The organism is Shewanella marina JCM 15074 (assembly GCF_000614975.1).
Taxonomy (GTDB): Bacteria; Pseudomonadota; Gammaproteobacteria; order Enterobacterales; family Shewanellaceae; genus Shewanella; species Shewanella marina.
Genome location: NZ_BALM01000056.1, coordinates 1 through 4418 on the forward strand (window position 1 = coordinate 1; position 4418 = coordinate 4418).

The following is a 4418-nucleotide window of genomic DNA, read 5'->3' on the forward strand; positions in this document are numbered from 1 at the left end:
TAGAAACCTCATCAGAAATGATGAGGTTTTTTTGTATGCGTAAAATGTAGTGCGGTAGTTCAGTTGGTTACTTTTTATTAGAGATGCCGGCCTGTTACATAGGGACTGTGGGTTCGAGTCCCGTCCGCTCCGCCAATTTAGAGAAAGCCCTTATCGCAAGATAAGGGCTTTTTTTATATCTATATACCCGCGAGCGGGTTCAGCTTATTCAAGATCATGTCCGCTGCGCGAATTTAGATAAAGGCATTACCTTAGGGTAATGCCTTTTTTCTATGTAAAGAATAAAGCAAGTTGGTTTCTTTTTATTAGAGATGTCGGCCTGTCACGCCGGGGGCGGGTTCGGCCTATTCAAGTTCATGTCCGCTGTTCCAATTACATCGAAGCCTCGTCAGCAATGACGAGGATTTTTTGTATGTGTGAAATAAAGCGCGGTAGTTCAGTTGGTTACTTTTTATTAGATATGTCGACTTGTCTCGCCGGAGGCGGGTCTGCTTATTCATCATAAGTCTAATCTATTATTTATATTTCTGTTGGTTAGGTGGAGGTTAGATTGCTTTATTAGCATAAATTTTAACACTCCATAACTTAGTCGAGATTGGTTTAGCCAATTTGTTAAGGAAACTGTTAAGTATCTTTTTACCGCAGCAAGTCATTGTTTGTAGAATGGTTGGCATACTGTCACTAACAATAGCTGCCAGCTGTTCCGCGCTATAGTAATGCCTAGCGACTATTTTGGAATTGGTTAATCCAGCGGTTTTTAATCCATTTAAATATCGCTGCTCTGTAATCAAGTTCCCCCCACATGCAGCGGTCATAATACCGCTATATTTGAGCCACCATGCAATTGTTCAGCAACCATATCTGAAACTAACATTTGGCCGTCAGGCTTTAGTATTCTGGCTATTTCATCGAATACTGATTGTTTACTGGCTGATAAGTTGATAACACAGTTTGAGATAACCCAATCTATAGATGAAGAGGGCAATGGTAAACTTTCGATATGTGCCTGATATAAGGTGATATTATGATATTGAGCTGTTCTATTTCGTGCGATTTCAAGCATATCAGGATTGATATCAACACCAATGACATGGCCTAATGTACCGACCTTTTCTGTAGCAATTAGCAGATCTAAGCCTGCTCCACAACCTAAGTCGACGACAGTCTGTCCTTTTTCTACTTGAGCAAATGAAAGTGGATCACCACAGCCAAAAGAGTAATCAGTAATATCTGCACCATATTTATTGAGATTATTTGAGTCATACTGAGCGAATTTAGCTTTTGCTGTATTTTTTACGATGGAATTTGTTTTATCTTGCAATGCTTTTGAGTATTCAGTTGTGATCTTATCTGTATGTTTTGACATTGCTGGTCCTTAGTATTTTAAGAAATCGGTAGAATGCTAAGGCCTGACACTGTGTCAGAGTCAAGATGGAATCAATGAAGTTGAGCAATCGCCTTGTTGAACAAGACAACTCGAAATCTGATCGTTATAAATACTCAGCTGCTTTTGTTGCTGTTGTAACTGCTTTATCTGATTGGCGATATTGGTTTGTTTTACTTTGAGTTGTGCTAGTAGATAAGGCCATAGCTGCACTGTTGGTAAGCTGAAAATTTGTTGTAACTCAGTTAAACTAAATCCCAGTAACTGTGCCTGCTTAATCAATTTTATTATCTTGATATCTTCATCATTGAAAATACGATATGAACCATTTCGTTTAATTGTCGTGAGCAATCCAATTTTTTCATAATGTCGAATGGAACGAACAGATGCGCCACTGAGTTTTGATGCTTCACCAATTAACAACATTATTAATCTCCTCTATGGATGGCGGTCGTTGCTTGTTAATTAAATGGATGATAATTTTTGATTTATAAATATTGCTGTTAAATAAGGAAAAATAAGCAGCACCACCTATTTTCACTGAGTCATATTTAATTATGATTGAATATATTTGATAGCCGATATCTTCTTTAATGCGTCATTGTTCCGCTATTGAACAAACATAACCTAAAGATCAGCTAATAAAAAGCTCATCCATGGATGAGCTTTTTGAATCTTGCTAGATGAATCTAGTTATAGCGAATGAAGGTAATGTTCGCCTAATGCATTAGCAGCAAGAATGGCGTTATGTACTTCATCAACTGTGACGCCACCAAGGGTGTTATGGATGGTTTCACCTTCGGCGCAAGCCGCAGTTGCTACTCGCATAATTTGATCATGATGGAATTCAGGTAAGCCAATTTGTGCAAGAGTGATTGGTAGACCAACAGTTAGGCAGAAATCAATCACATCTTCAATCTCTTCCATTGGACTATTTTCTAGCACTAATTGTACTAGGGTACCAAATGCAACAATTTCACCATGCATGGTTTTTTCACATTGTTCTAATACCGTAAAACCATTATAGATAGAATGTGCTGCTGCTAGGCCACCATTTTCAGCACCAACACCACTTAAGTAGGTTGCTGCTTCTAGCACATTTTCAAGCGCAGGAACGGTAACGCCATTCTCTGCAGCTAGCTTAGCCTTGAGACCATCACGTAATAAGGTTTCATAGCATAATTTTGATAGCGCAAAACCTGCTTGTGATACACCACCAGCAACAAGATTCATGGCTTTTGAATTAACACAGGTTCTTGCCTCAAAATAAGTGCCTAGTGCATCGCCCATACCAGCCACAAGGAAACGCACTGGTGCTTTCGCTAAAATGGTCGAGTCGACAATTACTGCGTCAGGGTTTTTTGGGTAGAACATGTATTGATCAAATTTACCGTCATCACTGTAAATAACTGACAATGCGGTACATGGTGCATCCGTTGCTGCAACAGTTGGAATGATAATCACTGGAATATTAGCAAAGTGAGCAACACCTTTAACCGTGTCAAAAGTACGGCCGCCACCGATGCCAATAATGGCATCGCAGCCATTTTGTTTCGCTAACTCTTTTAAGCGTTCAATCTCGTTGATGGTACATTGGCCATTAAACTCTTCAAAAACGAGTTGTTCAGTTTGATGATCAAAAGCTTGCTCAATCAGGTCGCGAGTCATGTTCATTACAAAGCCATCAGCAACAACAAAAAACTTGTTACCTAGAGCTTCAATATGTTGTTTCAGTTGGAGTAGTGCATTTGGGCCTTGCACATAGCGTGAAGGCGCTCTCATTACGGTAAGCATATAAATCTCCTGCAGATACATTTAGATACAGATAATAAATGCACTCTACTTAAGAAGAGCTAATACAGGTGTGATATGGTTCACGAATACGGTGAGGTTAGTTCTATTTTGGATTAATTAAATTTTATTTTAGCTTTGCAATGTGATTAAGAGGTTATATGTTGTTTTTTGATTAGCTGACTTTTATTATGCTCGCGTATGAATAAGTAGGAGCAACTTTTGGCTAAAAAATTTTATGTCGTGTGGCAAGGGCGTAAGCTGGTATCTACACTGATTGGGCAAGTTGTAAAGCACAAGTAGATGGTTTTGCAGGCGCTAAGTATAAATCATATCCAACCAATCTTGAGGCTGAACAGGCATTTGCAAAAAAGCCAAGTTTTTCCACTAAAAAACCTGCAGCAGCAACAAAAGCAGTAAAAACATCGAAAGGTTCATTAACCGCTGCGGATGTGTTGGCTGTTGTGAGTCAATATAAGATTTTTACCGATGGCGGTTGCGAGCCGAATCCTGGGCAGGCGGGATCGGGAATGGCTGTTTATGTTGATAATGATTTAACTCAATTATGGTTTGGTTGTTATCAAGCGATGGGGACTAATAATACCGCTGAGCTTAATGCCTTATATCAAGCAATGCTACTGGCACAAAAGTTAATTGCAGATAATAAGACCGTATCCATTTTTTCTGATTCTAAATACTCAATTCAATGTTTAACGCAGTGGGCGAGTGGTTGGCAAAAAAAGGGGTGGAAGCGCAGCGGTGGTGAGATTCAAAACTTAGATCTCATCAAGCCCATGTTTGCTTTATATCAGCAACTTGAGACTAAACTGCAATTATTGCATGTTAATGGTCATGTTGGCATTGAGGGGAATGAGCTCGCTGACAGAATGTCTATTCTTGCTATCGATAAAAAGCAAACCTTATTTAGTCAGTACCAACAAGCATTAGATATTAAGCAGATCCTTGCATTACGCCAAGGTTAAGGATTACTCTACAGGTATTGCCACTAATATTAATTCTTATTAGTGGCAATATCTTTGCTGTTTTGCGTGAGCAACAATTAAGGATTGTACTGGTCAGTCAGTCGCCATCGTCAAGCTAATGCCGTTACAAAATAAGGCGATAAGCTTTTCAAAGAATGCTAGCGGATTGAAAAATAAGCTGTTTGTTTTAAAAGTGTGCAATCAAATTAAGTTAATAAAAAAGTAGTTTACAGCAACTCAAGATGTGGATATTATGCGTC

4 protein-coding genes and 1 pseudogene are annotated in these 4418 nt (G+C 39.0%); 2 read left to right on the forward strand and 3 right to left on the reverse strand.

From position 1 onward, the window contains the following. Positions 1-811 precede the first annotated feature (811 nt). The 3 genes from JCM15074_RS23285 to JCM15074_RS20050 all read right to left on the reverse strand — a co-directional run bounded on the left by JCM15074_RS23285 (position 812) and on the right by JCM15074_RS20050 (position 3178). Positions 812-1366, reverse strand: coding sequence for a methyltransferase domain-containing protein (locus JCM15074_RS23285; protein WP_051536975.1), 555 nt, complete (start codon positions 1364-1366; stop codon positions 812-814). Positions 1367-1426: 60 nt separating this feature from the next. Then, on the reverse strand, positions 1427-1810 hold the full coding sequence (locus JCM15074_RS20045; RefSeq protein WP_051536976.1) for a MerR family transcriptional regulator: 384 nt from the start codon (positions 1808-1810) through the stop codon (positions 1427-1429). A 267-nt stretch (positions 1811-2077) separates the two neighbouring features. Then, the gene (locus tag JCM15074_RS20050; protein WP_025823733.1) at positions 2078-3178 is read right to left on the reverse strand and encodes a glycerol dehydrogenase; all 1101 of its coding nucleotides are present in this window, start codon (positions 3176-3178) and stop codon (positions 2078-2080) included. Positions 3179-3441: 263 nt separating this feature from the next. Here JCM15074_RS20050 and JCM15074_RS25520 point away from each other — a divergent pair. Together JCM15074_RS25520 and JCM15074_RS23290 are read left to right on the forward strand one after the other, a co-directional pair. Further along, positions 3442-3492 (forward strand): annotated as a pseudogene (locus JCM15074_RS25520) (ribonuclease H1 domain-containing protein); the annotation flags it as partial. A gap of 147 nt (positions 3493-3639) precedes the next feature. After that, positions 3640-4158, forward strand: coding sequence for a ribonuclease H family protein (locus JCM15074_RS23290; RefSeq protein WP_306302244.1), 519 nt, complete (start codon positions 3640-3642; stop codon positions 4156-4158). Positions 4159-4418 lie beyond the last annotated feature (260 nt).

Coding starts and splice junctions, on each gene's coding strand:
- JCM15074_RS23285 (WP_051536975.1), bottom strand. CDS start 1,366: ATGTCAAAACATACAGATAAGATCACAACTGAATACTCAAAAGCATTG.
- JCM15074_RS20045 (WP_051536976.1), bottom strand. CDS start 1,810: ATGTTGTTAATTGGTGAAGCATCAAAACTCAGTGGCGCATCTGTTCGT.
- JCM15074_RS20050 (WP_025823733.1), bottom strand. CDS start 3,178: ATGCTTACCGTAATGAGAGCGCCTTCACGCTATGTGCAAGGCCCAAAT.